The organism is Pseudomonas silensiensis (assembly GCF_050434865.1).
Taxonomy (GTDB): domain Bacteria; phylum Pseudomonadota; class Gammaproteobacteria; order Pseudomonadales; family Pseudomonadaceae; genus Aquipseudomonas; species Aquipseudomonas fluorescens_W.
This window is the reverse complement of the sequence record NZ_JBNDJH010000030.1, coordinates 1-24,125: the sequence shown is the minus strand read 5'-3', so window position 1 is coordinate 24,125 and position 24,125 is coordinate 1. Positions and strand designations below refer to the sequence as shown.

At 59.4% G+C, this 24,125-nt stretch carries 19 protein-coding genes; 10 read left to right on the top strand and 9 right to left on the bottom strand.

What is annotated here, in order from left to right; all coding sequences use genetic code 11:
• Positions 1-13 precede the first annotated feature (13 nt).
• From QF010_RS29900 to QF010_RS29885, 4 genes are all read left to right on the top strand, one after another.
• On the top strand, positions 14-751 hold the full coding sequence (locus QF010_RS29900) for a substrate-binding periplasmic protein (protein WP_429534525.1): 738 nt from the start codon (positions 14-16) through the stop codon (positions 749-751).
• A gap of 288 nt (positions 752-1,039) precedes the next feature.
• Positions 1,040-1,657: a GTP cyclohydrolase II gene (gene ribA / locus QF010_RS29895; protein WP_033059420.1), complete on the top strand. Its 618-nt coding sequence runs from the start codon at positions 1,040-1,042 to the stop codon at positions 1,655-1,657.
• Positions 1,654-2,073, top strand: a complete 420-nt coding sequence (locus tag QF010_RS29890; RefSeq protein ID WP_033059418.1) for a hypothetical protein — start codon at positions 1,654-1,656, stop codon at positions 2,071-2,073. The genes ribA and QF010_RS29890 overlap by 4 nt, the downstream gene beginning before the upstream one ends.
• Entirely contained in the window at positions 2,073-2,873 is an 801-nt protein-coding gene (locus QF010_RS29885) for a cobalamin-binding protein (RefSeq protein WP_429511803.1), read from the top strand. The genes QF010_RS29890 and QF010_RS29885 overlap by 1 nt, the downstream gene beginning before the upstream one ends.
• Positions 2,874-2,922: 49 nt before the next feature.
• On the opposite strand, the gene QF010_RS29880 is transcribed toward QF010_RS29885, so the two are convergent.
• The 5 genes from QF010_RS29880 to QF010_RS29860 form a co-directional block, all read right to left on the bottom strand.
• Complete coding sequence (locus QF010_RS29880) at positions 2,923-4,806, bottom strand: TonB-dependent receptor domain-containing protein (protein ID WP_429534524.1); 1,884 nt, start codon at positions 4,804-4,806, stop codon at positions 2,923-2,925.
• 163 nt (positions 4,807-4,969) lie between these two features.
• On the bottom strand, positions 4,970-6,868 hold the full coding sequence (dxs, locus tag QF010_RS29875) for a 1-deoxy-D-xylulose-5-phosphate synthase (protein WP_429534523.1): 1,899 nt from the start codon (positions 6,866-6,868) through the stop codon (positions 4,970-4,972).
• 92 nt (positions 6,869-6,960) lie between these two features.
• Positions 6,961-7,863: a polyprenyl synthetase family protein gene (locus tag QF010_RS29870; protein WP_033054108.1), complete on the bottom strand. Its 903-nt coding sequence runs from the start codon at positions 7,861-7,863 to the stop codon at positions 6,961-6,963.
• On the bottom strand, positions 7,860-8,102 hold the full coding sequence (locus QF010_RS29865; protein ID WP_007894317.1) for an exodeoxyribonuclease VII small subunit: 243 nt from the start codon (positions 8,100-8,102) through the stop codon (positions 7,860-7,862). Before QF010_RS29865 ends, QF010_RS29870 begins: the two co-directional genes overlap by 4 nt.
• A 77-nt stretch (positions 8,103-8,179) precedes the next feature.
• Positions 8,180-9,322: a Fic family protein gene (locus QF010_RS29860; RefSeq protein WP_429534522.1), complete on the bottom strand. Its 1,143-nt coding sequence runs from the start codon at positions 9,320-9,322 to the stop codon at positions 8,180-8,182.
• Positions 9,323-9,599: 277 nt separating this feature from the next.
• Between QF010_RS29860 and QF010_RS29855 the strand changes: the two genes are divergently transcribed.
• The 6 genes from QF010_RS29855 to QF010_RS29830 are packed head-to-tail and all read left to right on the top strand — an operon-like array spanning position 9,600 to position 19,787.
• Positions 9,600-10,391: a YfaP family protein gene (locus QF010_RS29855; RefSeq protein ID WP_033054111.1), complete on the top strand. Its 792-nt coding sequence runs from the start codon at positions 9,600-9,602 to the stop codon at positions 10,389-10,391.
• Between the two features lie 37 nt (positions 10,392-10,428).
• Positions 10,429-12,141 carry a DUF2138 domain-containing protein gene (locus QF010_RS29850; protein WP_429534521.1) on the top strand — a complete coding sequence of 571 codons (1,713 nt, stop codon included), beginning with the start codon at positions 10,429-10,431 and terminating at the stop codon, positions 12,139-12,141.
• Positions 12,126-12,776, top strand: coding sequence for a DUF1175 domain-containing protein (locus QF010_RS29845; protein ID WP_095131398.1), 651 nt, complete (start codon positions 12,126-12,128; stop codon positions 12,774-12,776). Before QF010_RS29850 ends, QF010_RS29845 begins: the two co-directional genes overlap by 16 nt.
• Entirely contained in the window at positions 12,773-17,347 is a 4,575-nt protein-coding gene (locus QF010_RS29840; protein ID WP_429534538.1) for an alpha-2-macroglobulin family protein, read from the top strand. Before QF010_RS29845 ends, QF010_RS29840 begins: the two co-directional genes overlap by 4 nt.
• Position 17,348: 1 nt before the next feature.
• Positions 17,349-18,968 (top strand): DUF2300 domain-containing protein, encoded by a 1,620-nt coding sequence (locus tag QF010_RS29835; RefSeq protein WP_429534520.1) that lies wholly within the window; start codon positions 17,349-17,351, stop codon positions 18,966-18,968.
• A gap of 3 nt (positions 18,969-18,971) precedes the next feature.
• Complete coding sequence (locus tag QF010_RS29830) at positions 18,972-19,787, top strand: YfaP family protein (protein WP_429534519.1); 816 nt, start codon at positions 18,972-18,974, stop codon at positions 19,785-19,787.
• Positions 19,788-20,031: 244 nt separating this feature from the next.
• Here QF010_RS29830 and darG read toward each other — a convergent pair whose 3' ends face one another.
• The 4 genes from darG to QF010_RS29810 all read right to left on the bottom strand — a co-directional run bounded on the left by darG (position 20,032) and on the right by QF010_RS29810 (position 23,423).
• The gene (gene darG, locus QF010_RS29825; protein ID WP_429534518.1) at positions 20,032-21,117 is read right to left on the bottom strand and encodes a type II toxin-antitoxin system antitoxin DNA ADP-ribosyl glycohydrolase DarG; all 1,086 of its coding nucleotides are present in this window, start codon (positions 21,115-21,117) and stop codon (positions 20,032-20,034) included.
• Complete coding sequence (gene darT, locus QF010_RS29820) at positions 21,114-21,758, bottom strand: type II toxin-antitoxin system toxin DNA ADP-ribosyl transferase DarT (RefSeq protein ID WP_429534517.1); 645 nt, start codon at positions 21,756-21,758, stop codon at positions 21,114-21,116. Before darT ends, darG begins: the two co-directional genes overlap by 4 nt.
• On the bottom strand, positions 21,759-22,337 hold the full coding sequence (locus QF010_RS29815) for a DarT ssDNA thymidine ADP-ribosyltransferase family protein (protein ID WP_429534516.1): 579 nt from the start codon (positions 22,335-22,337) through the stop codon (positions 21,759-21,761).
• Between the two features lie 165 nt (positions 22,338-22,502).
• Entirely contained in the window at positions 22,503-23,423 is a 921-nt protein-coding gene (locus QF010_RS29810; protein ID WP_429534537.1) for a restriction endonuclease, read from the bottom strand.
• Positions 23,424-24,125 lie beyond the last annotated feature (702 nt).

Genomic DNA, 24,125 nt, shown 5'->3' with positions numbered 1-24,125 from the left:
CAGAGGACTAGGGATGGCTCGACGCTGGTTGGCTCTGATGATTTTCGCGATGTTTTGCTCGTTCGCCCAGGCGGGTGACGAGGCGACGACGCCGTCGGTGATTCATCTGGCCAGCGAAGACTGGGAAGACTACACCGCCGCCGATGGCCACGGTCTGGGCTGGGACGTGTTGCGGGAAGTCTTCGAGCCGGCGGGGGTCAAACTGGACATCCGCAGCGAACCCTACGTGCGCTCCATGGGCCTGGCCCAGCGCGGTGAAGTGGATGCCTGCGTCGGCTCCTATCTTGATGAGTCCAGCGATCTGCTCTATCCGCGCTGGAACTTCGATACCGATCACATCTATGCCTTGGGCCTGGCCAGCAATCCCGAGCCGACCCCGGAAACCCTGGGCAACTATCGACTGGCCTGGGTCCGCGGCTACGACTATCAGGATTACCTGCCCAACATACGCCGCTATAACGAAGTCATGCGGCGCACCGGAATTTTGTCGATGTTGACCCGCAACCGCGCCGACTTTTACATCGACGCGCTGACCGAGGTCGACTACGTCCTCAAGTGGGCCAAGGATCCGACGCAGTTCCGTCGCACCCACATCGCGGAATTGCCGCTGTATCTGTGCTTTGCCAAGACTCCCAAAGCCCGAACACTGATGGCACTGTTTGATCAACGCATGGAGCAACTGGTGAAAAACGGTCAGCTGAAACCGATCTTCGAGCGCTGGAAACAACCCTATCCGTTTGACCCGAACTGAACACGACCCCTGTAGCAGCTGGCGAAGCCTGCGTTCGGCGGCGAAGCCGTCGTAAATTCAGGCACCGCGGTATATCAGACTGACCGAGTCGGCAGGTTTCACGACGGCTTCGCCGCCGAACGCAGGCTTCGCCAGCTGCTACAAGGCGTGCGTAGACAGGGCCTTAGGCACCAGTGATCTAACTTTTTGATTGTTATGCCCCATAATTCAGCCTAAGCGTCTGTCGGAACGTGCTGTTACAATGCCGCGTCTGCGAATCTCCAGTACTTATTGATCAGGAGCACACCGGTGCCTGTCGTTTTTGTCGCCGCTTCCAAGCTGCCAACGCCTTTTGCGCAATTCACCATGCACGGCTTTCTCGATGAAGAAAACGGGCGCGAGCACGTTGTGCTGAGCCTGGGTGAGTTCGTCGACGGTGCCCCGGTACTCGGCCGGTTGCATTCCGAATGCCTGACCGGCGATGCCTTGTTCAGCCAGCGTTGCGACTGCGGCTCGCAACTCGAGGCCGCCTTGCAGGCCATCGCCCGTGAAGGCCGTGGCGTGTTGCTGTACTTGCGTCAAGAAGGCCGTGGCATTGGCCTGTTGAACAAGATCCGCGCCTATGAATTGCAGGATGGCGGTGCCGATACCGTTGAAGCCAACGAGCGTCTGGGCTTTGCCGCCGACCAGCGCGACTACGCCATGTGCCTGCCGATGCTGGAGCACCTGGGCGTGAAATCCCTGCGTTTGATGACCAACAACCCACGCAAGGTCAAAGCCTTGACCGACATGGGCATCGTGGTCGCCGAGCGCGTGCCGCTGCACACCGGTCATAACCCACACAACAAACTCTACCTGGCCACCAAGGCCAGCAAGCTCGACCACATGATGGGCAACGAGCACCAAGGTGAGGCTGACCGGGCGTGACCCGCGGTCAGGTTCGGCGGCGACTGTCCGTCAATTGGTGGCAATACCTGGCGCTGGCCTTGGTGCCGCTGTTCGTGATCAACGGTGTGTTTGGCCAGAGCGAAGCGATCTTGCCGGTGCTGGCGATGCCGTTGTTCATCGCCGGTGTGGCATCGATGTTTGTCAGCCTGAAATTCTTTGGCGGCTACAAGCACGCGTTGATTGCCACTCAAAAAGCCCTCGACACCCCTGAAGAACCTGCTGCCTGGATCGCTCTGGCGGCCAAGCGTCGCACGGCATTCCTGGCTGCCGGCCTGCCGGCCTGGATCGGCGCGCTGGCGGTATTCGTCGGTCTCGAAGCCGTGCCGTTGATGCTGCTGGCGCTGTCGACCCTGGTGCTGTTCTACCTCTACCGTATTCCGCGTCAACTCGGCTGATGCGGCCCGTCTGGCTGACGGTTTTGCTGCTGGCCGTCTGTTTCCCGGCGGCTGCGGTCGAACGCGTTGTCAGCCTCGCGCCATCGCTCTCTGAAATCGTTGTTGAGCTGGGCTCAGCCGACCTGCTGGTGGGTGTGCTGGATGCCGGTGAGCGTCCTGCCGAGCTCAAAGACCTGCCTTCGGTTGGCCGCTATGGCCAGCTGGACATGGAACAGCTGCTCAGCCTCAAGCCCGATCTGCTGTTGCTCTGGCCCGGCAGCGTTGGCCCGGCCCAGCGTGAACAGCTCAAGCGGTTGAACATTCCGACCTACGTGGCCGAACCCCGCAACCTCGAACAACTCACTTCGCAGATTGAGGCGATTGCCGCACAGCTCGGCCGTCCGGAGCGTGGCATTTCATTGGCTGGAAAATTGCGTCAGCGGGTGGATTCGTTGCGCCAGCGGTATCGTCGGGATGTGCCATTGCGGGTGTTTTATCAGGTCTGGGATCGGCCGCTGTACACCGTTGGCGGCGGGCAGATCATCAGCGATGCGCTTGAAGTGTGCGGAGCGCGCAATGTGTTTGCCGACCTGACCCTGCCAGCGCCGCAGGTCAGTATTGAAGCAGTATTGCAGCGCAATCCGGAAGTGATTCTGGCCGGCGATCGGGCGCAACTCGATGCGTGGAAAGCCTGGCCGCAGGTTGCCGCAGTAGCGCAGGGGCAATTGCTGTTGGTGACGGATAAGGGGCTGGAGCGGCCGAGCGGGCAGATGATCGAAGCGACGGCCAAGTTGTGCCAAGTCATCGAGCCTGATCGCTGATACCGAGGTGCCTGCTTCGCGAGCAAGCCCAAACACCGCTGGTTTCAGATCAGAGCTCCGGCGTCCAGGTCACCCCAAACATCCACGCCCGACCTTCCTCACGATACCCATGCTGACTGCCGTCATGGCTGTACAGCGCCCGGCTATAACCCTTGTCCAGCAGGTTATCGACCTTCAGCTCAAGCTTGATTTCACGATTCAATTCCCAGCTGCTGCGCAACCCCAGCAACGCATAACCGCCCAATGGCTGCTGATTGTTCTCATCGTCGTAGCTGCTGCTCACGGCCTGCCAACTGGCGCCGAGCCCTAGCCGGTCGAACTGCCGATCCAGATCCAGGCTCAAGGTCCGCCGCGCACGCCGAGCCAGGGTGTGGCCGCTGTCGCGATCGCGCGGGTCGATGATCGCCACGCCGAGGTTGCTCTGCCAGCCGAACAGTTCCTGTTTCAATGCCGCTTCGAATCCGTTGATCCGTGCCGAGGCCACGTTCTGCGGCCGCGAGTTGCTACCGAAAATAATCGCGTCTTCCAGGTCCGTCCGGTACAGAGAAGCTTCAAGGCGAGCGGTGTCGGTCAGTTGACTGCGCCATTGCAGCTCATAGCTTTTCGACGTCTCGGGTTTCAGATCCGGATTACCGAAGTCGGGGTAGTACAGATCATTGAACGTCGGCGCGCGGAAGCCTTCGCTGTAGGTCAGCAGCACATCGTTGTCCGGATTCAGCGGCAGGGTGAAGGTGCCGCTCCAGCTGTTCTGGCCGCCGAACTGCTGGTTCTGGTCGCGGCGCAGGCCCAGTTCGGTGGAGAAGCTATCCGTCTGGTAATGATGCTGAATGAACGCCGCACGGTTCCAGCGGCTGTCCTCATCGAATGGCGTGCTGCTATTGATCCGGTCTTCGTACCAGTCGCCGCCGAGGATCAGGCTGTTGCGCTCGTCGAGGGTCAGGTCGTTCTGCCAGTTCACCGAGTTGCGATACGTGTTGAACACGCTGCGTTCGTCACTGAGCTTGTCCAAAGTCTTTTCGCGGTTTTCACTGTGGCCGAACTCGACGCGGGTTTTCCACAGGTCATTGATATGCGCATCGACATAACTACTGACGCTGCTCACCGCGAAGTCGCTGTAGGGCTGCTGCTGGACTGACTCGAACGTGTCCATGTCGAAGCGGCCGAATGGATTGTCGAACTCACTTTTGCCACGGTTATCCAGCAGGTTGGCGCCGATTTCGAGGTCATCGGTGAGGGCGTGACTCAGGCTCAAACTTAGCGATTTGTTGCGGTATTCGTCATGATCGCCATCGCTGGGATAGGACTTGCGGGTGCGATTGATTCCGGCGGTTTCATCGAGGCTGGCGCCGAGATTGAATCGGGTCTGCTCGTCGCCGCCGGACAGCCCGAGGCTGCGTTCCCAGGTCTGGTTGCTGCCAAAGCCCACATGCATTCGCGGTTGCAGGCCTTGCTCGTCGCCACGGCGGGTGAAGATCTGGATCACCCCGCCAATCGCATCGCTGCCATAAATCACCGAGCGGGAACCGCGCAGCACTTCCACGCGTTCGACCTGTTCGATGTTGATGTGTTGCAGGTTGCTGTCGCCCGAAGTGGAGTTGCCGATGCGCTGGCCGTCGACCAGCACCAGGCTTTGGGCCGACTTGGTGCCGCGAATGTAAATCCCCGGCAGGCTGCCGCGCCCGCCGGTTTGCCCGACCTGCACACCCGGCACACGACGCAGCAAGTCAGTCACACTGTTCGGTTGCAGACGATCGATGTCTTCGCGGGTGAACACGGTGTTGGCGGCGCTGCTGTCATTGCGCGCTTCGACCTGACGGTTGGCGCTGATCAGCACGTCGGGAAGCTTCAGGGCCTGATCGCGTTCGAAGGTGTCGGCCAGCAGTTGGCCGGCCGGCAGGAGCGTCAGCGTCAGGGCGAGAGGGGAGAGTTTCATCGGGCAGTCCGTTGGCGCTAAAGCGAATACAAATTTTGAAGGGCACATAAAACCAATGTGGGAGCGGGCTTGCTCGCGATGACGGTGTGTCAGTCAACGAATATGTCGACTGTCAGACCGCTATCGCGAGCAAGCCCGCTCCCACAGGGTTTTGTATGTGTCTTTAGAGGTCCAGCAGTTGCAGACGCTCACGAACCGAAGCTTCGATCCCGGGCTCATCCAGCCCGCACTCGGCCAGCATTTGCGCAGGCTTGGCGTGCTCGACGTAACTGTCCGGCAAGCCCAGGTGCAGCACCGACTTGAGGATGTTTTCGCGGGCGAGAAACTCGCTGACAGCGCCACCGGCACCGCCCATGATCGCGTTCTCTTCGATGGTCACCAGCAGATCGTGGCTGCCGGCGATATCGCGAACCAGTGCTTCATCGAGCGGTTTGACGAAACGCATGTCGACCACGGTGGCATCCAACGTCTCGGCGACTTTCAGCGCCTCGGCCAGTTGCACGCCGAACACCAGCAGGGCGACTTTGCTGCCCTGGCGACGAACCACACCCTTGCCGATTTCGATCGGTTCGAGGTTTTTCTCGATCGTCGCGTTCGGGCCAGAGCCGCGCGGATAACGCACCGCCGCCGGGCCGTTGAACAGGTGGCCAGTGGTGAGCATTTTGCGCAGTTCGTTTTCGTCGCTCGGGGTCATCACCAGCATGCCGGGGATGCAGCGCAGGAACGACAGGTCGAAGCTACCCGCGTGAGTCGGGCCGTCTTCGCCCACCAGACCCGCGCGGTCGATGGCGAACAGCACGTCGAGGTTTTGCACCGCGACGTCATGAATCAATTGATCGTAGCCACGTTGCAGGAACGTCGAATAAATCGCCACCACCGGTTTCGCGCCTTCGCAGGCCATGCCGGCAGCGAGGGTCACGGCGTGCTGTTCGGCAATCGCCACATCGAAATAGCGCAGCGGGAAACGCTCGCTGAAAGCTACCAGATCGGAGCCTTCCTTCATTGCGGGAGTGATGCCCACCAAACGCGGATCAGACGCGGCCATGTCGCACAGCCATTCACCGAACACGCCGGAATACTTCGGTCCGCCAGCTTTCTTCGGCGCGGCGGCCGGAGCGTCCAGCGGTTCGAGTTTGGTGATCGCGTGGTAACCGATCGGGTCGACTTCCGCCGGAGCGAAGCCTTTGCCTTTCTTGGTGACGACGTGCAGGAACTGCGGGCCTTTCAGATCGCGCATGTTGCGCAGGGTGGCGATCAGGGTCGGCAGGTCGTGGCCATCGATCGGGCCGATGTAGTTCCAGCCCAGTTCTTCAAACAGCGTGCCGGGGACCAGCATGCCTTTTGCGTATTCTTCGGTGCGACGGGCGATTTCCCAGGCGCCGGGCAGGCGCGACAGAACCTTTTTGCTGCCTTCGCGCATGCTCGCGTAAGTGCGGCTGGAAAGGATCTTCGCCAGGTAGTTCGACAGCCCGCCGACGTTGCGCGAGATCGACATGTCGTTGTCGTTGAGGATCACCAGCATGTTGGCGTCCACTTCCGGCGCATGGTTCAGCGCCTCGAAGGCCATGCCGGCGGTCAGTGCACCATCGCCGATCACGGCGATCGCCTTGCGATCACTGTTTTGCAGGCGGGCGGCAATGGCCATGCCCAGCGCTGCGCTGATCGACGTGCTGGAGTGGCCGACACCAAAGGTGTCGTACTCGCTCTCGGAGCGACGCGGGAAGGCTGCGACGCCGTCCTTCTGGCGCAGGGTGCCCATGCGCTCGCGACGGCCGGTGAGGATTTTGTGCGGATAGGCCTGATGACCCACGTCCCACACCAGCCGGTCGTCCGGGGTGTCGAAGACGTAATGCAGCGCGATGGTCAGCTCGATGACGCCCAGGCCGGCACCGAAATGCCCGCCGGTCTGACCGACCGTGTAGAGCAATTCCAGGCGCAACTCATCGGCCAGGGTTTCCAGCTCGGCTTCGCCTAACCGGCGCAGGCCGTCCGGCGTGTTGGCACGGTCGAGCAGGGGCGTGGTCGGGCGCTTGCGGGGAATCTCATGAAACGTCGTGGGCATCAGGCGAATCGTTATAGGTATAAAAGATGCGGCAGTTTACCTGATGCGTCGCCCCCTGCCCACGCGTTGCTTTTAACTTGGCGGATACGCCGTCAGCTGCGCCGGTCAACGATGTACCGGGCCAGATCGCGCAACGGCTCGGCTGCCGCGTCAAACGGTCGCAGCGCATGCAGGGCTTGATCGCGCAGTTCCAGGGCGTAGGCCTTGGCAGCGTCGAGACCGAGCAGGGCCGGGTAAGTTGGCTTGTCGCGTGCGATGTCGGCGCCCTGGCGTTTGCCGAGGGTTTCGGTATCGCTTTCGACGTCGAGAATGTCGTCCTGCACCTGGAACGCCAGGCCGATGGCCTGTGCATAAGTCTGTAAGGACTTCAGTTCGTCCTTCTCGGCGCGTCCGCTGGCCAGGGCGCCGAGTTTGACGCTGACCTCGATCAGCGCGCCGGTCTTGTGCCGGTGCATGGTTTCGAGGGCTTTTTGATCGAGTTTCAAACCGACCGAACCGAGGTCGATGGCTTGACCGCCGACCATGCCTGCCGGGCCCGCGGCCAATGCGAGAGCACTGACCATTTGCAGGCGGAGGTGATCGGAGGTGAGAGCCGCGTCAGAGTTGCTCAGGCGCGGGTCCAGCAGGGCGCTGAAGGCCAGGCTCTGCAAACCGTCACCGGCCAGAATCGCACAGGCTTCATCGAATTTTTTGTGAGTGGTCGGCTGGCCGCGACGCAGATCGTCGTCGTCCATGGCCGGCAAATCGTCATGCACCAGGGAATAAGCGTGAATCAGCTCCACCGCGCAAGCCGCGCCGTTGGCTTGCTCAGCCTTGCCGCCCAGCGCTTCGCACGCGGCGTAGGCCAGCAACGGGCGAACCCGTTTACCGCCATTCATCACGCTGTAGCGCATGGCCTCGTACAGACGCGCGAGCTCAGGGCTCGGCGCGTTGAACAGGGTTTCCAGTGCTGCGTTGACGCGGGCCTGGCTGGTCGCCGAATACGCTGCAATCATTCTGGTTGATCCGCGTCGAAGGGTTCCTCGGCCAACTCGCCATCGCGCTCGAGCAGCACCTGAACCTTTTGCTCGGCCTGGGCCAGCGCCGCCTGGCAATCGCGGGTCAGACCGATGCCTTGCTCGAAAGCCGTCAGCGAGTCTTCCAGCGACAATTCGCCGTTCTCCAGACGCTCTACCAGCGTTTGCAGGTCAGCGAGAGATTGTTCGAAATCCAGTGCAGCTTTTTTGCGGGCCATGGCGGCTATTTCCGGTTGACGTTAAACCGGCGCGACACTAGCAGACATGGGGGTTATGGGCAAATGAGGGTGGCATTTCAGCCACTGCTTTCGGGATGACTGAGCTGGTATCGAGTGTTGCGCCCGCCACCCGGAAGCCGCTTCAAGTAGCCTTTCTCCAGCAATTCAGCCAGATGGCGAGTGGCAGTGGCCTTGGACACCTTCGCCACGGCTTGATACTGCGCCGCGCTGATACCTTCCTCGAAACCCCGTTCCCCGCCATCAAGCAATCGATTCAATACCTTGATCTGCTCCGCCGTCAAAGCGGACTCGCGATGTGCCTGCCAAAAACGCGCCTTGCCCAGCACGCTTTCGATCCGAGCCATAGCTTGTTGCAAGCTGCGCAGCAGGGTTTTCAGGAACCACTCCAGCCAATCAGTGATATCCACGGTAGCTTTCTGGCTGGTTTCAAGCACCCGGTAATAGCCGGACCGATCTTCGAGGATGCTCGCTGACATCGCATAGAAGCGGATGGCCTGCGCCTCGCCCTGAGCCAATGCCAGATCGGTGATCGTTCGCGTCAGACGACCGTTGCCGTCATCGAAGGGGTGCAGGGTGACAAACCAGAAGTGTGCGATGCCGGCCCGCAGCAGTGGATCGAGTCCGATCTGACTGCGGCTGGATTCAAACCAGGAGAGGAAGGTATCCAGTTGTTGCTCAAGACCTTGGCGAGGCGGTGCTTCGAAGTGAACGGTGGGTCTGTCGAGACGCCCGGAAACCACTTGCATCGGCTCATCGCCGCGCAATGCACCGACATGGATCGAGCGGGCGGCGAAGTCTGTTTCCTGAGCCGGGAACAGCCATTCATGCCATGCCAGCAAGCGCGTCAATGTCAGGGGCTGTGAGAAATGCTGGGTGGCATCGAGCATCAACTGCGCCAGCCCTTCGCTGCGTTGGCTGACTTGATCGCCATCGACCGCTTCCAGACCCAGGCGCCGAGCCAGCGAAGAGCGCACCGAGCCAACATTCAGTTGTTCACCCTCGATAGCCGACGACGTCACGATGTTCTGCAACAACGCATCCAGTTCGTTCTGTGCGCTGAGTGAGCTGCCCACGGAACTGACCATGCCCATCAGCCGACCTTGGGCCTGCACGCACTCGCGCAAAAGCGGCGTCAGGCGCTCGGCTTGCCAGTTGAAGTTTGGCCAATCGGGCTTTTGCCAGATCCAGTGGGGTGCCATGGATTTGGGGTCTCCAAGGTGAATGAGCCGAATAATAGCCGTATTCGGCTCATTTGGTGAGCCGAATAACCGCGCTATTCGGCTCACGCCCCAAAATATGCGTGATTGCCACCGCAAATTAAGATGTATCCGATTGTTAAAAAACCGCTGAATGGCTAATCTTCGCGCCTTCAAGGGCCCGATAGTCACGGGTCTTTCTGACGAAACGCAGTTTTTGGATCTGTAACGCGCCGAGGATCGGGCGCAAGGTTTCGTTATGCATGGCAGGAGGCGTCACATGCGTTCATTTCTTCTATTGCTGATAGGGCTCGTCTGCGCGACCGCAGCGTTGGCCGAGCCTTCGGCCGAGGTGTCGGAACCCGTGGGTGGCTGGCGTTATTCCGGCCTGCTGGACCGCAGTGAAAATCCTCAAGTCGCCTACCCCACGCCACCGATCGACCGCGGTGTGCAGCGCAATCGCACCATGATCCAGGGCCAGCTCAAGGCCATCGGCACTCAGCGTGGGCCGCACACGCTGGCGGTCAACGGCAATCCACTGAATCTGTATACCGACGACCAAGGGCGTTTCGCCCGGCCGTATGCGTTTGGCGCTGGCTCCAACAGCGTCGAAGTGCGCAGCTCCGAAGGCCAGTCGCTCAAGCGCGTTCAATTCTATGAAGCCAACAACCTGCGCACCCCGGCGCGGATTCGCGTGGTGCTGGGTTGGGATGACCCGAAAGCCGAACTCGATCTGCACATCATTACCCCCGACGGCCAGCACGCGTTCTGGGCTCACTCGGCGCTGACCAATGGCGGCGGTCTGGACCCTGACGGCGTCGATGGCCCTGGCCCGGAAATGTTCACCATGACCGCGCCGATGCATGGCACCTATCTGGTTTACGTGAACTATTGGGGCAACTTCGGCAGTGGCGGCTATAACTTCGATGAGACCAGCAACCAGAACGAGGTGATCACCTCGCAGATCAACCTGGTGCTCAACGAAAACACCGTCGACGAAAAACGCGAGACCTTCATCGTGCCCCTGCGGGCCATCGGTGACCTGCTGCTGGTCAAGACTTTCAACTATTAAGCATCCCGCTCCACGGATGACATCGGGTTTTGTGAACATGAGCGATAACACTGTTTCTCCGGCCGCCGACACGCCTGCAGCCAAACCTTCCCGTCGCTGGCCAGCCGTGCTGATCGGGCTGTGCCTGGTGGCCGGTGTTGCGGCCGGTTTGGGCTGGTTCATGCACAAACCCAAGGCGCCGCCGGCGGAATTGGCCAGCGACAAACTGGGCATGAGCCGGCCGGACGGTCTGCTCGAAACCCACTCCTTGAGCCAATTGCCCAAGGACTTGCTGGCGGTGCCGTTCCTCAAGGAAACCCTGACTGAAGATTTTGTCTTCTATTACGAAGCGCATGCGGATCGTCTCGGTTTGATCGGCAGTCTGCGGCGGATCATTTACGAGCATGACCTGAAGTTGCAGGACAGTTTGATCGAACAGCTTTTCGATCAACCGGCAGACGTGGCGCTGTGGCGCGGAGCGGACGGTCGTCTCAAAGACTTTTTGTTGGTGATGGATCGCGGTGGTCTGGCCAAGGTGCTGGAGCCGCTGGCGAAAGTGGCGCTGGATGATTCGCAGCTGACCAAACTCGGTGACGTGAAAGTCGGCGCCGACGATGTGGCGCTTTATCAGCTCAACTACAACGCCAGCAAAGCGCTGGTGTTCGCCTCCCACGGCGACAAACTGGTGGTGCTGTCCAACCCGACCAAACTCTACGATCCGGAAGGCGGCTCGTCGCAAGAGTCAGGCAGCGTGTCGACCAAGGCCATCGCCGCCTTGCTCAACGGCGACAAACTGTTCCCCGAAGCCTTCGGCCTGCCACCCCGCGCCCCTGAAGTGAAACAACGCCTGTCGGTGAATTCCAGCGTTCTGGCCATGGGGTATCAGCGCTTCATCCCGAACTTCGCCGGGCTGCGTTTCGACATGGACGACAAGGGCTGGCACAGCTTCCTGGCCATGGACGAACTGGAGAACCAGCCGGACTTCGATTTCAAACCGATCTGGCAAGCCATGCCGATGGGCGCCAGTGCCTGTGTCGCCTTGCCGCTCGCTGCGGAACAACAAAAACCGCTGCTGGTGAAACTCGGTGCCGAAGAGTCGGTGGCTCAGGCCCTGACCGAGCACATGGCCGGTGCCGCCGGCCTGTGCTGGTACGCCGATTCGCGGTTGTACACGCCGCTGTTGGTGGCCAGCCTGAACGATGATGACAGCGCCAAACTCGACGGTGACTTGGGCAACCTGTTCGGCTCGATGGTCGGTGCCTACGAAGGCAACGTCGAAGAACACGCGTTCCCGGTGGTCGAGAAACAGGAAGGCCAATCCCATCAATGGCAGCGTCAGGTCAGCTCCAACTTTGGTCCTTACAAAGCCAAGGATGCCGAGCAACCGGACGCGATCACCGGCAAGGCTTTCATGAAAGTCAGCCTGGTGCGCCACGGTTCGACGCTGCTGTTTTCCCTCGACGACAAGCTGGTGGACAAGGCCCTCGGTACTCTCGACAAACGCTTCCCGCCGATGGCCGACGTGGTACCAAAGGACCTGCTGATGCCGGTCTACTTCGGCCCGGATTCGATGGCGCAACTGATGCAGCAGGAAACCCTCGACAGCCTGCCGCAAGACATGGAGCCGGTGTTCTTCAACGCCGCGCAAACCTACCTGATCCCGAAACTGCGCAAGCTCGGCGGTTACGGCAAGTACGCCCTGACCTTGCCGGAAGGCAGCGAACCCGACGGCCACTGGCAATGGCTGCCGCTGGAATGGAAAGCCCTGTGACAGCACTTATCCGAGGCCTCGGCCTGCTGGCGTTGCTGCTGGGCACCCGGGCATTTGCCACTGAGGCGCCGCCGCTGGACGTGCAGCAATCCCAGGTATTCCGTGCCTGGTTCGTGCGCATCGCCCAGGAACAACTGACCCAAGGTCCGAGCCCGCGTTGGTATCAGCAGGATTGCGCCGGCCTGGTCCGTTTCGCCGCCAACGAAGCGCTGAAAGTCCATGACGATAAATGGCTGCGCAGCAATGGCCTGTCCAACCGTTACCTGCCGCCGGAGCTGCAACTGAGCGAGGCCCAACGCGGTCTCGCCCAGCAATGGCAGCAGGGCGGCGGCAAGGTCGGGCCGTATGTCAACGCGATCAAACTGATTCAGTTCAACAGCCATCTGGTCGGTCGCGATCTGGCGCAAGCCCGGCCCGGCGACCTGATGTTTTTCGATCAGGGCGACGACCAGCACCTGATGATCTGGATGGGCCGCTACATCGCCTATCACACCGGCACCACCACCCCGACTGACAACGGCATGCGCTCCGCAAGCCTGCAGCAACTCATGACATGGAAGGACACCCGATGGATACCCGACGCAGCCAACCCCAACTTCATCGGCGTCTATCGACTGAACTTTCTCTCCCAATGATCGGTGCCCGCATGCTGCGTATCTGTTCAAAACTGCCTCTGTTGCTGGCGCTACTTCTACCTCTGTCGGCGGTGAATGCCGAAGACACCGTCGAGCCAAGCGGTTACACGCCGGTGGCCGGTGAAAGCTTTTTCCTGCTGGCCGACAGCAGTTTTGCCAGCGACGAACAGGCGATGGTTCGCCTCGAAGCGCCGGGCCGTGACTATCGTCGGTTCCGCATGGAGCCTTACGGCGGCGCCGACATTCGCGTGTACCGCATCGACAAGCCGCTGGACTTCCTCAAGCGCCAGAAGAACCTGCACCGTGTGGTCAGCGACGGCCAGTTCAAGGGCGAAGGCCTGTCGAACACCCTCGCGTACCTGTGGGACAACTGGTATCGCAAATCCCGTCGCGTGATGCAGCGGGCGTTCTCCTACGAATCGCGTAAGCAAGTCACCGAGGAAGTGCCGGAACTGAAGATGGGCACCGCCATCGCCGCACCAACTCCTTACGACGCTCAGCCGCAATTCGCGCTGATTCCGGGCTTGCCGGTGGTCAGCCAATTCCGTTATCCGCTGTGGCAAGCCAAACCGATCCAGCCGCCTGAAGGCGTGAACCTCGCCGGTTCTTCCAGCGAGTTCGTCAGCGTTGCACCGGGCAATGTGTACATCCCGTTGGGCAACCTGAAACCGGGTCTGTACTTGGTGGAAGCGCTGATCGGCAAGTACCGTGCGACCACCATGGTCTTCGTCTCCAACACCGTGGCCGTGAGCAAGATTGCCGGTGATGAATTACTGGTGTGGGCCGCGCGCAAACACGAAGGCAGTTCGGTGCCGAAGGTGAATGTGCTGTGGACCGATGGGCTGGGCGTGATGAGCAGTGGCGCCACCGATGCCGATGGTTTGCTTCGCTTGAAACACGTCAGCCCGGAGCGTTCGTTCGTGATCGGCGAGGACGAAGAGGGCGGGGTGTTTGTCTCCGAAAACTTCTATTACGACAGCGAAATCTACGACACCAAACTCTACGCCTTCACCGACCGGCCGCTATATCGGCCGGGGGATTGGGTGTCGCTGAAAATCGTCGGTCGAGAGTTCAAGAATGCCCGTGACTCGGTCTTGCCGACCGCTGCCGACGTCAACGTGACGGTGCTCGATGCCACCGGCACGGCACTGCAATCGCTGGCGCTGAAACTCGATTCCAAGGCTGGCACTCAAGGCCGCTTCCAGTTGCCGGACAACGCTGTTGCGGGCGGTTACGAGCTGCGTTTCAGCTACAAGGATCAGGCCTACAGCAGCGCCTTCCGTGTCGCTGAATACATCAAGCCGCACTTCGAAATCTCGCTGAACCTGGCCAAGCAGGATTACCGCACTGGCGAACCGGTGAAAGGCAGCCTCGTGCTGTTGTACCCGGACGACAAACCGGTGGCCAACGCGAAGTTGAGCCTGAGCCTGCGCGCCCAACAACTGTCGATGGTCGACAACGAACTGCAATACCTCGGGCAATTCCCGGTGGAGTTGACCAGCACCGAACTGACCACCGATTCCAAGGGCAACGCGACGCTGGATCTTCCGGCCGCCGAGAAGCCGAGCCGCTACATGCTCACCGTGTTCGCCAGCGACGGCGCGGCGTATCGGGTCAAGACCACCAAGGAAATCCTCATCGACCGCGGCGCCGCGAGTTTCAGCCTGCGCGCGCCGCAGCGTTTTAGCGCGGTGGGCGACAAGGTTGCATTCAGTTATTTGAATGAAGGCGGCAGCGAGCAAAGCAAATCGGTTACGCCGAGCAGCTACAGCTGGGTGCGTCTGGAAGATCAGACGGTTGGCGAAGGCAAACTGGCCGCGAAAGACAAAGGCTTCACTTTGGCCTTCGACCGTCCGGGTACTTACAACCTGACGCTGAAGGATGACCATGGCCGCGTGGTGGGCGCCACCGGTCATTCGGTCACTGGCGACGGCGTCAAAGCCGTGCCGGGCACCGTGGAAATTGTCCTCGATAAACCCGAGTACAAGTCTGGCGACGAAGCCCTCGCATTGATCACGTTCCCTGAGCCGATCAGCGATGCGCTGCTGTCGCTGGAGCGCGACAAGGTCGAGGCCACAGCGCTGCTGTCCAAGGGCGGCGACTGGCTGAAGATGGAAAAACTCAGCGAGACCCAATACCGCGCGCGGATTCCGGTGAAGGACAATTTCGCACCTAACCTGACGTTCTCGGTGCTCTACACCAAGGGCGGTCAGTACAGCTTCCAGAACGCCGGTATCAAGGTGATCGCGCCGCAAATCGACGTGGTCATCGCCACCGATAAAGAGGCGTATCAGCCGGGCGATACCGTGTCGGTGGACTTGACCACGCAGTTCGCTGGCAAGCCTGTCCCGGCGCACCTGACGGTTAGCGTGGTGGACGAAATGGTCTACGCGCTGCAACCGGAAGTCGCGCCGACCATCGACCAGTTTTTCTACCACCCGCGCCGCAACAACGTGCGCACCAGCGCCAGTCTGTCGTTCATCAGTTACGACGTCGCGTTGCCGGGCAGCCCTGGCGCGCCGGGCAAAGCTAACCGTAGCGAGCGGGGCGTGAAAGTGCTGGAGCGGCCGCGTCGTGAAGACGTCGACACGGCCGCGTGGCAACCGGAATTGATCACCGACGCCAACGGCAAAACCCGTTTCACCTTCAAGATGCCGGACTCGCTGACCCGCTGGCGCATCACCGCCCGGGCCATCGCCGATGACGGTCAGGTCGGGCAGAAGAAGCAATTCGTACGCTCGGAGAAACCGCTGTACCTGAAGTGGAGCGGCCCGACCAAATTCCGCAACGGCGACAAACCGGATCTCGGTGTGTTTGCTTTCAGCCAAGCGGAAAAACCGGCCAAGGCTGAGTTGGTGATTCATTTCGGCGGTACCGAACAACGCGTCCCCGTGACGCTGAATAACGGCATCAACTACATCGCGCTGCCGGCGTTTGCGTTGGCCAGTGGCGAGTGGACGGCTGAGCTGGTGCAGGACGGTAAAACGGCTGATGCCTTGGCTGTGCGACTGACCGCGACCGGCGAAGGCTGGCAGGTGACCCAGAGCCAAAGCCTGGACGTGGTCAGCGGTGATACGCCGCTGACCTTGCCAGCGGACGCGACGGATATTCGCCTGCGTCTGGATGACAGTCCACAAGCGCTGTTCCGCTCGGCACTCGACGATCTGTTGAGCTATCCGTACGGCGGCGTCGAACAAACGGCCAGTCGTTTGCTGCCGCTGAGCATCGCGTATCCGACCTTGTCGTCGAACCCGCAGATCCGAGATCGCTTGCGCCTGATCATGCAGAACAGCCGCCTGCGGCTGGTGCAAATGGCCGGGCCTTCGGCAAGCTTCACCTGGTGGGGCATGGACGGTGAACCGGATGCGTTCCTCACGGCTTACGCTTACTACGCCGACTGGCACGCCAGCAAAGTGTTGGAACTTAGCCTGCCGCCGGAGCATTGGCAGCGAGTGCTGGAGGTCTATTCGAAGCAGGCCAAAAACACGCCGCTGTTGCAGCGCGCGCTGATTCTGTCGTTCGCCAAACAGATGCAATTGCCGGTGAACACCTTGCTCAGCGGTTTGATGGATGATCTGTCGAAAGCGGGCGAAGGCAATGCGGCGAACCTGATGGACGATGGCGAAGACAGCATCGTCATGAGCGATCCGGATTCGGCGCTGGGTCTGGCGGCCGCTCGTGCGCTGACGGCCTCGTTGGCGAAGCAATCGAAGGTGACTCTGCCGGACGCCTTCAATCGTCAACTGGCGGATGCGCAACAGCGTTTGGCCGTCAGCTCTCAGCCGTTTGCCGAAGCATTAAACCTGTCGTTGCAAGCCTTCGATCAGGCTCACGCGCAAGCGTTGTTGCAACGACTGTTGCCACAGCAATCGACCCTGGAACGTGCGTTGGCATTGACCTGGTTGCAGCGCAGCATCGAGCAGGCATCGCCCACCATCGCACTGGCACCGGGTGAAGGCTGGAAGAAAAAATACGGTAATACCGGGGAGACTTATTGGACGTGGCAGGGGGCTGCGCCTGTGCCCGCAGTACTGTCGCTGACCGGTGCGCAAGAACGTCCGTTGCGGGCAGCTTTGAGCTTCCAGACCAAACAACCGCTGGTTGATCCGATGGCCGTGACCATCACCCGTCGCCTGTCGCGTCTGGTGCCGGGTGACGAAGCCTTCACCTTCAAACTGGAAGCGGTCGGTACCAAGCCGCTGTCCAGCGACAGCCTGTATCTGGACGAAGTGATCATCACCAGCAAAGCCGCCAAACCGCTGCGCTACGGCATGCTCGAAGTGCCGCTGCCACCGGGTGCCGATGTCGAGCGCACCACGTGGGGCATCAAGCTAATGGGCAAGGCCGGCACCGAACCGTCCGCGTTGGAGAAGGCGCGTTTCGAGCCGGGACAAATGGCCTATGCCATTCCGGTCGATGCCTTGAGCGGCGAATTGCGTCTGCGTCATTTGGTGCGCTTCTCGCAGAAAGGTCAGTTCAACCTGCCGCCGGTGCGTTTCACTCAGGTCTACGCGCCGCAGCATCAGGCTCAGGAACAGAAACCGGCCCTCGGCCAGGTCACGGTCAACTGACATGACCCGGCGTTTGCTCTGGTGGTGGCTGTGTCTGATCCCTGCGCTGGCGACAGCGCAGGAGGAGCCGCTGCGGCTGGCTTTTAAAGGTGAGTTGCTGTCGTTGAGCCGGACTCAGGTGATCGCGCGCGAGCCGTTGCCTGCTGATGTGCAGACTCCGCTGGGCAGTGTGTGGAAGTTGTTTGTCTACGGCTGGCTGGTGGATACCAACGCACATGAATCGCCTTACGAGTGTCGCGGTCAGTCGAAAGACGAAGTTTACTGCTGCACGGCGGGCGGCAAGATTGAGCGCGATCAGGCCTTGGTGAAGTCGTGCGGTTTGTACTTTGAACCGCAACGGCTGGGTATTGCTGGCGCTGACTGGCGCACGTATTGGCAAGCGCGGCAGGCACCGGAGTGGTTGCTGGATTTGGCTTCGTTGCAGCCTTCCACGCGCGTTTCAGTCACTGAGTTGCTGCGAATGCTGGCCGTAATGCCGGCGCAGGATCAAGCGCGTCGGGTGTTGCTGGATGTGGTGTTGAATGCGGCTGACGGCAATGTCGTGGGCGAACTCGGTGGCCGGTTGCGGGTGAAAACCTGGAGCTGGTTGGGGGATCAGGACCCTGCGTCGCGTCAGGGTGGTTTTGCCGGGTGGACGGTGGATGGCACGCCGGTTTGGGCGGGTGGGCGTGGGACCAGTCAAATGGTCTTGCGTCACTACGGTGGGGCGTTGGCTTCGGTGTTGCCGGTGGATTGGCCTGTGGATGCGGGACGCTGTGTCGAGGTGGGGCTGTTTTCACGCTATCCCATCGGGCGCGTTCTGGCGGGGGATCGTGTCGTTGAGTCCGGGCCCTTGCTGGGCGATTACCGCGTCGAATTCACCAAAGGCAATCAACTCGATATCCACAGCGACGGCGAACTGTTTTTGGTGAAAGACAAACTGATCGCCCGTCTGGACCGCGAAGAATACGTCGCCCGCGTCCTCCAACGCGAAGCCAAACCCGAACCCGCCGAAGCCGCCAAAGCCCTGGCCATCGCCATCCGCACGTACCTGCTGCAAAACGCCACCCGCAACGGCGACTGCCTGAGCATCGACGACAGCAGCAGCCGGCAACGCGTCGCCCCACGCCCTGCCACCGCTGAATCACGCAACATCGCAGCGTGGACCAGCGACCTGGTCCTCGCCGGTAGCACCGTCACCTACCACTCCGACCAACCCGGCCCGGACAAACTTTCCTGGCAGCAAGCCGTTGAGCAAGCCAATGCCGGTCAACGCTACGACGCCATCCTGCTCCACGCCTACCCACGCGCCAGCCTCAGCCGCTGGGACAACCCCGTCGCCTCCTGCGAAGCACTCCCCGCCGCGCAAGACTGGCTGCTGAACCAACGACGCGGCTGGCGTCCGCGGTTGGAAAACGAGGTTGGCTACAACGAAGTCAGCACCTTCGCCGTCTGCCGCCTGGCCTTCGGCCGCCCCTACGTCGACCGCGAACGTCAACGCATCTACGTGCGCGGCGTGCTGTCGCTGCAAGACCGCCTCGACCTGACCCACGAATACCTGCACCTGGCCTTCGAAGCACACCCCAACGGCCAGGATGAAACCTACATCGAAGGGCTCGCCCGCCACCTCTTGCTGGAATAGGCCATGAAACTCCGTTATCCACAGGTCCTCCTGTTCCTTTGCTCTTTTTGCGTATGGCCGACCACATTCGCCGCCGAAAGCGCCGCCAAACTCGACACACCTGTTGGCGGCTGGCGCACTGGCGCACCTGAAGGCGAAGGCGAAAACTTTCGCCAGATCGTCAACTACCCGGCCTCCTCGGTGAACACCCCGGTGGGCCAGGCCAACACTGCACGCATCACCGGTCAGATCAACGCGACGCCCAAGTCTGGTGAGCCGGGCCGGTTGATCGTCAACGGCGTCAGCATGCCACTGAAGATTGATCCCGCCGGCCGCTTTGATCGCCCGTTCTCATTCCCCAATGGCAGCAACAGCGTCGAAGTCCGCAGCCCCGATGGCCAACAGCGGCATCGCACGCAGTTCCTGAATGCCAGTGGCGGCGCCACTCCGGCGAAGTTGCGGGTGTTATTGGCCTGGGACAGCGATGGTACGGATCTGGATTTGCACCTCATCACCCCCGACGGCGCCCACATCTGGTACGGCGACCGCGTTGCCCCCAATGGCGCTGCGCTCGATGTTGACGTGACGACGGGCTACGGCCCGGAAATCTTCGCCATGCCGGCGCCGATCAAAGGCCAATACCTCGTCTATGTGAACTACTTCGGGGGCGGGTATCGCAGTGATGACGAGGGGCAGGAGGAGGCGGTACAGCCGCTGACGACCGCACAGGTGACGGTGATCACGGAGGAAGGGACGCCGAACGAGAAAATGGAGACGTTCCTGGTGCCGATGCGGGCGGTGGGGGAGTTGACGTTGGTTAAGGGGTTTAGTTATCCATGAGGGGGATTGTGCAAGTAGCTCTTGCACAATTGAATTGGGCAGCAGCTTGCTGCCCAATTGCTTCAAAGCGATCAGATAGAATTGGTCAGCAGGCTGCTGACCAATTTCGGAGTGTTCAGGTGTCGTCTAATTTGGCAGCTGAACAGTCGAGATGATCCAGACAGACCTTTGCTCGCTGAGATGCTACAAGCCGTTCCCTAACTGTCCAACGGTTGTTGGACAATCATCGACGGTAGTGAGGTTATCAGGCAGCCATTTCAGGCTTAAAACTACTGGATGTCAGGCGTTTGAGTGCAATAGTGAGCGCCGAGTCGTCAAACAGCCTGCTCTTGCGGGCTGCAGCACCGGATCCACCTTCCCAATGCTTCAATGCTTCACGCACAGCAGGAACAGTCGGGGATACCTTCTTCTGACTCAGTAACCAATCGACCGTCGCCAATAATTCCATGCCGAAGGGCGACTCGAAGCCGTCAATCAATTTAGCGGTGCGCTCCAAAGCTTCGGAATACTCCTTGGCCTCTGTCTTGAGATAGGTTTGCAGAAAGGCTTTGCGCTCTTGGTCAAACCAGATCACATCGCTGATATCTGCATCACTGATGCGCTTGTCACAATGCAGATAGCTGCCATCCAGGTTATTGAGCAGATGCTCCAGCCGATTGGCATACGGTCCGTATTTATGAGCAACGAACTTAAGATCCAGAGGGTTTTTGGTGTCTGGTAGCTGTTCAATAGCACGCTCCAGAAACCAGGCAAGCTTCTGAATCTCAAGCAGGCTGCATTCCATGCCTAAAACCCAGTAGCGTCGGACCAGTTCGGCGATCAGCGCGCGAGCAGGCGTCAGTTTTTCCACGCCAGTACGCTTGGCGACATTCAGATACTGATTGGACGGTTCGAACACCAGCACATCGACATCCAGATCACTCAGGACATCAACAATCTGTTCGCGAACTTCTGGCCATTTCAAACCACCGTTGCCCGCGCCTAGCGGTGGAACCGCCACGGACTTCACGTTGTTTTCAATCAGGAAGCGACGCAGATCTTGTAAACCTTCGGTAATCCAAGCCATCTGCGACGGCGATCGCCAGTGACGTTTGGTAGGAAAGTTTACGATCCAGCGAGGACCGTCAAGCTCGTTGGCTGCCGTTACGTGAACCTTGCCCGTTTCTACCTCACCAGCCTTGCAGGCCGCCGAATACAGACGGTAGTTCTCCGCGAAGCGCTCTTTGAACATCAGCGCGATACCTTTGCCCATCACGCCTACGGTATTCACCGTATTGACGAGGGCTTCGGTTTTGGCTTCGAGAAGGTTGCCTTGGGTAAATCTGATCATTGGAAATACCATCCCGGACGCGCATGAACTGACAACGTCAGGCCTCTAGCGGCGACGTCTTGTTCTATGCGTTCTTTCATTGCATCGGTGTAGCACATGATGCCAAGGAGTCCTGTAATCGGTAGGTGATGGTGAATCAGCGCTTCGGCCTGATAACGCTCCATCTTTCGAGGGTCATCAGGATCACGTTTGAAGTCGCGTCGTTGAAGGATAGACCAATCAATCTCGCCGAGATTCGCCAGATCGCTGTAATAGTCTGTCCAATCCGGGTAGGCATGTGCGTTTGTGAAGACAAACGGTAGGCCAAGCTGTTCGACGCGGTACAGGCTGGAGACCAGAATCACGATCTCGTCGTTGCTGCGCTGCTGAACGCTCCACCCGGAGTGGATGTTTTTCATCATCACAGAGAAGGGTGTGAAATAGAAGGGTACGTAGTCGGCCAAAAAACCCTCTGGCTCGATGGGCACATGGCGGGATCGGCGCTTGTCGATCAAATCGACGTTGCCGATATTCACGTACTGGGGGGCCAGCACCTTCGAGTTCGCGCAGTGCAGCCCATTGTCCAGAATCCACGGCAGGTTATCGCGATGGACGATCCGCCAAATCAGAGCCTTCTCTGGATTCAGACTGCTGTAATTCATTTATAAGAACATTCCGGAATTCACAGTGATGGGAGTCTTGAGTTTGGCCTCGCGCATTTTAGCCTCACAAAGCAGCCTGACTTCATCGTTTGGTACATAAATCCTGGAAAAGTTTTGGGGAGATACCACGTGAGGGGATAGGCATTCAGCCATACAGACGCTTTTGCAATCAGCGTTTTGATAGGCGCGAGTGTTCATTAGCTCCCAATTAATGGCTTGGAAGCCTGCGTTGTAGTCGAGTAGCTGAATAGCGTCATCAGCAAGGGGATGATGCGGGATGATTTTCCAGCCATGATCCCTGGCAAATGATCTGAAAACGGAGATCAGTACGAATTTTGATTTGGGGCGATCGAGTTGCACACGCCCATCAAACGGATTGGCACCAAACCAATGAAAGGGGACATATTGGTCAAGATTAAGTGCTTTGCGCTTCTTGAGAATTTCACTGTCTGCTACGTCAGTGAAATTAGTGAGACTGGCCCGAGGCTTCAGACCCTCTGCGAAAATCCCATCAAGATTTTCAACGGAGGTTAGATGGTAGACAAAAAATTGATCCTTGATGCTTTTGGCGTCCGACATTGCGGTCTCCTTGACCTACGCATTTATCTAAACGAGCTTCAGTCCTAGCTGTTCCCAGCCCTCAATCCGTGGGGTTAGCAGGGAAGCGTTTTGATTCTAATGTGCCATTATCGAAAGCCACAAGTGTTATATGGGTACTGGCCTGTTTATTAGAAAACCTACAAATTACTCCTCATCAAAATAATCACGATCCAATGCCGGCAATCGAAGCAATCGTGATGTAACCCCCACCTCATGATCCATCATCAGATGCACCAGTCGTGTGCCATCCATCAATACAATGCCATCCACCGATTTAGCGAAATCGATCGCGTGTGCGGTGAAACCAGAGGTAGTGATGAAAACCCCGCGCTTGGCTTTTTGCCCGGCGAGTGCTCCGTAGAAAGCCTGCAACTCAGGGCGCCCCACCGTGTTCTGCCAGCGCTTGGCTTGAACGTAAACCTTCTCTAATCCCAGTTTGTCGAGCGAAATAATGCCGTCGATGCCGGCATCGCCAGAGCCGCCGACACGCTGCAGGTCGTTGCGACTGGCGCCGTATCCCAGGCGATGAAGCACATCCAGCACGATCACTTCGAAGCGGTTGGGGGTGACCTGTAACAAGTTATCCAAAAGGTCGGCCGCTGTAGCGTCGCGTAATTCCTGGAGGGCTTGTTCAAGTCGATCATCCGGGCTGGCGGTGGCGGAGGTTACGTCCGGTTCAGCAGGTGTTTCGTCATCAAGCGGTGCGGCGTCAGGGGCAACCTTCAGCTTCACATTCATATAGCCAATGGCTAAATGCTCCACTTCATCAGCAGGCATGGGAGCTGGATGCTCCTTGGCGTAGGCCACACCCGCGTCAGTCAATTTCCAGTACCCGCGTTTGGCACTGCTGGAAAGGCCGGCACGCTTGAGCCGATCGTGTGCCCAGCCTGCTCTGTTCTTATAGGTGGCCTGTCCACTGGCGATCAGTTCTTCACGCTGCTCTAAAGTCAGTTGCAACATTTTTGCTGCAGCTTCATAGGCATCCCGAGCGGGTGCTCCATCGGGTTTCGTGGCGAGAAACCGCAGGATGGGCTCGATGAACTGATCGTAAGTTGGAACGGATATGGACGCTTCCCTGTGATGGCTACGGTTTTGTGCTGATTGGCGGGTGAGTATAAATTAACGGCCATTCAGATAGCCTTCATCGGTGAGGCATTGGCACCGAGAAAGCGCAACGCGCCGTGTATCGTTCGGTGATGGGCCAATTTGGGTGTGGGCGGAGGGTTTTGTACTGCAAAACATCCCTGCGCAATATTTTCCGACATCAGGCGTACACATGCCTTTCCAGTCGGTTCATCGCCATTTTTTAGCGTCTGTTCGGCGGGCGGGTGAGTTATGAAGCACCATTTAAGTGGCTGCGCCTGCAATTCGATTGAGATATACAATCTGAGTTGCTGGTTTTTAGGGGGGAAGGTTTTCTTTCAGACATTAAAAAGCCGGCTTGTGGCCGGCTTCTCGGGGACTGGCTTGGTTCATTTTTGGTAAACCGCGCCAGCCTTCAAAACGTACACCCGGATCTTGCGTCCGGCTGTGGGACTTGGCGAGAAAGTCATCTGCCTTGTCGGTGCGATCTGAGCCGCGAGGCGGGTCGATGCGCAAATGTGGGGCGCAGCATACTGATTTTTTTGTGAAATTCCCAGCGTGGTGTGCGGGGTAGAGCTATCCCGTGACTTGTAATTGAATGGACTCGCCCAAGCCGAGGCGTCTGTGCGCCACGGTGGCATTCTTATAGAAGCCAACGACAGCGAGGGCGAGGCCATGAAAAAG